Annotated in this window: 3 protein-coding genes; all 3 read right to left on the bottom strand. The window is 56.4% G+C overall.

What is annotated here, in order from left to right; all coding sequences use genetic code 11:
• Positions 1 to 399: 399 nt before the first annotated feature.
• Positions 400 to 1,680 carry a UDP-N-acetylglucosamine 1-carboxyvinyltransferase gene (gene murA, locus Q0X28_RS08535; protein ID WP_296239885.1) on the bottom strand — a complete coding sequence of 427 codons (1,281 nt, stop codon included), beginning with the start codon at positions 1,678 to 1,680 and terminating at the stop codon, positions 400 to 402.
• Between the two features lie 145 nt (positions 1,681 to 1,825).
• Positions 1,826 to 2,719 carry a LuxR C-terminal-related transcriptional regulator gene (locus Q0X28_RS08530; protein ID WP_296239887.1) on the bottom strand — a complete coding sequence of 298 codons (894 nt, stop codon included), beginning with the start codon at positions 2,717 to 2,719 and terminating at the stop codon, positions 1,826 to 1,828.
• Between the two features lie 160 nt (positions 2,720 to 2,879).
• Positions 2,880 to 4,118: a GTP-binding protein gene (locus Q0X28_RS08525; protein WP_296239889.1), complete on the bottom strand. Its 1,239-nt coding sequence runs from the start codon at positions 4,116 to 4,118 to the stop codon at positions 2,880 to 2,882.
• Positions 4,119 to 4,261 lie beyond the last annotated feature (143 nt).

The raw sequence follows: 4,261 nt of genomic DNA, 5'->3' as shown, positions 1-4,261 counted from the left end.
TTGGCATTCAATAAAATCAGTACACTGTTGAGTTCTCAAACAACATGCCCACTCAGCGACCAGAAAAGGTTATTTTCTCTTCTCTGAGTGCAACTTCTCCAGTTTACCATCTGATGTTGTCTCCGTCAAAATCGGCGGAAACTCTGTCTTGGTGACTGGGAGTTGGCCTGAAACTGACGAGAAGTCTTTGGAGGCTTCCTTAGTCGCTTTCGCGGCCGGCCAGTTTCGCTGACTTGGAATAAGTTACTCACTCCACCGGATGAAGTCAAATCACCTGTTCACAGTGATTTCCTTAATTACAGTGATGAAAGTTGCGGTGGTTGTACAACTCGTTCCTCAGAGAGCTTGCACGCACCTTCCGAGACTGGCCAACAACAGTTGAAAACCAACCCCAATTGTTTACTTTGTGGGCTCTCCCACCATGGAAACTCGCTCAATTTTCCCACCGAGATCCTGTAACTGGGCCACCATATCGGGGTAACCGCGATCAATATGGTGGACATCGTGGATTTCCGTGGTGCCATCTGCCACTAGCGCAGCCAGCACCAGCGCGGCACCCGCCCGAATATCGGACGACCACACAGGCGCGGAAGATAACCGCTCCACCCCACGAATAACCGCATGATGCCCATCAATATAGGCATCCGCACCTAACCGCACCATCTCATCAACAAAACGGAACCGCGCTTCAAACACATTCTCCGTCACCAGCGAATCCCCCTCCGCGACCGCAGCCAACCCAATGGCCATAGGCTGCAAGTCAGTCGGGAAACCTGGGTAAGGCAACGTCTGAAAATTCACCGCGTTGGGACGTTCCCGCTGTACCACCCGGAAGCCATTCGCCTCACGAGTAATTTCGGCCCCCGCCGCCTGCAACTTCATAAGCACGACATTGAGGTACTCGGGATTAATCCCCGTCACCCGAATATCCCCACGTGTCATCGATGCGGCAAAAGCCCACGTTGCAGCCACAATACGATCCCCCACCACGCGATGGCACGTCGGGTGCATCGACTCCACGCCATGCACAGTAATGGTGCTCTCCCCCACACCCTCAATCTGAGCACCCATCTGCTGCAGCATGGTGCACAGATCAACCACCTCGGGTTCACACGCGGCATTCTCCAGCACAGTCGTCCCCTGCGCCAACACTGCTGCCGTAACAATATTCTCCGTCGCCCCTACAGACGGAAAAGCCAGCTTAATGTGCGCTCCATGTAAGTCACCGGCCCGTGCCACCAAACACCCATGGGAAATCGAGGTCTCTGCCCCTAACGCCTCCAAACCCGACTGGTGCATGTCCAGCGGACGCGAACCAATGGCATCACCCCCCGGAAGAGCCACAATCGCTTTCCCCGTCCGCGACACCAGCGGTCCCAACACACAGACAGACGCGCGGAACTGCCGAACTGCCTCAAAATTCGCCTCAGAACTCGGCTGAGCCGGGGTAGTGATGGTGATGCGACCCTGATCCTCTTCCCAGACCACCTCACACCCCAGGCCCCGCAACACCTCAATCATGAGGGGAACATCCTGAATGCGTGGACAGTTATCGAGCACCGTGGTCCCCTCTGCCAAGAGCGCTGCCGCCATCAATTTCAGCACACTGTTCTTCGCACCCGAGACAGCCACTTCCCCCAAAAGACGGCTTCCACCGGTTACGAGAAAACTATCGTTCACGACAGGATCCACTTTCTTCACGCCCTACACTTCGCCCTCTAGAGTAACGCAGACCCCCCACCACGGCAGCTCAACAAAGGGCACTACATGCAGCGCAAACACCGAGCTAGTAGCCAACCACCGCAGCTCCGTCACCCCACCAAAACTACGGAATAACACCCAGCGAACGAGCGGAACTGACTGCCTCATAACGATTATGAGCATCCAGCTTGCGCATGCAATTGCGCAAGTAGGACTTCACCGTCTCCGCACCCACTCCCATTTCCGCTGCAGCCTCAATATTCGTCAGCCCCATCGCTACACAAGACAGCACGTCGATCTCGCGCGTCGAAAGGTGAATATGCATCATTCGAGGAGAGGTGATGAGAAGATCAGAAATCGCTTCAATCTCGCGCTGCACCTCCGGGTCATTCACCCGCGTTGCCAGCACCCGCAGACGGGTATGAGCCTGCCGAATCTGTTCCCACTCCGGGCCCGAGCGGATCGAATCTGTACCGGCCGTACTCCCCAACATGTCTGATGAAGGGACGATCTCATCGGCGCGAGTCCGTTCGCGGTCTTCCGGAACGACAATCGTCGCATCCATCACCGCAATGTCCTGCTCCAGATTGCGTGCAGCGTGCGTCAACTCTTCCAGAATCCGGTCAGACAGACGCACCGCAGCATGCACACCCGCGTAGAGCACAGCACGCACGTTCCGCTGTACCACCACCGGGGCAGCAGCTAATGAACGGATTCCCTCTTCCTGAATATAGGCGTCAAGTTCGTGGCTAATGGACTGCGACCGCAGATAGTCCGTCACACCCATAACGTGCTGAGTAGAAAAAACCCGGCCACCGACACCGCTACCGGAGTCGATTCGGAGATTACGCATGGCATCCGTATGCAAACCGCATCCTTCAATAATGCGGATCTCATTCGGGGGGATGACCTGTGCACCGAGTGCCACTGACACACCTGACTGCTGGTGAAAGGTGTGAACAGCGACGGAAATAAGATCATGTTCTTGTCGAGCCACGAAATCTTCTGGGCTGGTCACGCACGACCTCCTCGCTGAAGTGAGCAGAAGCAAAGTCCCTCATCACCCCCAAAAAGGGGTGCTACGTCTAGACTAGTATCTCACATGTCACTCCAGTCACATATCCCGCCAACTTCCCATTTCGGGCGCAGACAACGGCAATAACTTGCCTCATCCCCCACTACGGCAAGAACATAGGATCGTCCTCCGGCTCCACCAAATAGCTCTCGCCGGCAGCAGACTCTCCTCCCCAATCTTCCCACCAGTAATCCTCCGGATCCGCCGCAACGTCTTCCAGGTAAGGGTAAAACGCCCACAACTCGCCCTCACTGACGGGGTCTACCTCCGATCCTCCCCACGCACATGCCGCACACACCTCAGCAATAGCTGCCTCATCGAGCTCCACCCCAATGAAAACAAGACCAGCCTGCGCCAATTCCTCATCCCCCAACAACGTCGCATGAGCTGGCGTCGCATCAGCCGATGCCGCGTTCGCACTACTCTGGGGGAACCAGCGTTGCAGCGCAATATGCTGCCCCGTCTTTTCAAAAATAAAAGACTCAGGCTCCCGCGCTCCCGCCAACTGCAGGAAACCTTTCACCCGATAAGCACCGCCAGCACCATTACGGACAAAGTCCATAAAACGAGCTGGGTGCAGCGGTGCCTGCAACGGCAGTGAGACCGTGCGGTAACTGTCATGCAGATGGTGATGGTCATGATGGCCGTGTTCGGCGTTCTGATCCCGGTGCTCTGCCACCAGCTCAGCAAAATTCTGGGGGTCCGCCTGCGGACGGTCAAACAACACGCGCGCATCCACCCGCCCATAGGCAGTCGTCACCGTCATCACTGCTGGAGCCGCCTCCGCTAAAAGCTGTCGCACCTGTTGGAGTTCTGCCGGCTCGACACGATCAGCTTTATTCAGAACAATCAGATCTGCATTATGGAGGCGCTTGGCCACCGCAGGGTGCTGTCGCACCGTATCAAGCACTTCCCCTGCATCGATAACCTCAACAAGGCCACCGACGGACACCTCAGTGACAGTCGTGGCCGTCGCCACCATGGACATCAGCACCTGCGGTTCTGCCAGACCGGATGCCTCAATGATGATGCCTTCCACTCCGGGGATGTGGGCGAGCTGGTCAAGTGCCGCATCCAGCTCCTCATCGGAGGACTGACAACAGAGGCAACCATTCGCCATCGACACGAGAGAATCTACTTGCCCCGCGACCAGCATCGCGTCAACTGGAATTGTGCCAAAATCGTTAACGATCACAGCGAGCTTAATGCCGTGGTCATCCTGCAGTAAATGGTTAAGGAGGGTGGTCTTTCCCGACCCCAGAAAGCCAGCGAGAACAAGCACCGGTATCCGCGCCGAGTGAGCGGAAGCGCTGGTAGAAGCACTCGTGCTAGGAATATTCACGAACTCTCCCCTCCATGCAGGGACGGTGTGGCACTGCTATGCACAGGGTACCGCACCTGTCTAGGGGAGCGAACGGAACAGCGGGAGGGGGTTAAGGGTCAAAAAGTGTGTCCGGAATCGCGGATTTTCACGGATTGACCTGT

The sequence above is a fragment of the uncultured Lawsonella sp. genome (genome assembly GCF_947252745.1).
Lineage (GTDB): Bacteria > Actinomycetota > Actinomycetes > Mycobacteriales > Mycobacteriaceae > Lawsonella.
The sequence above is the reverse complement of the archived record's forward strand: the minus strand, read 5'-3'. Positions and strand labels throughout refer to the sequence as shown.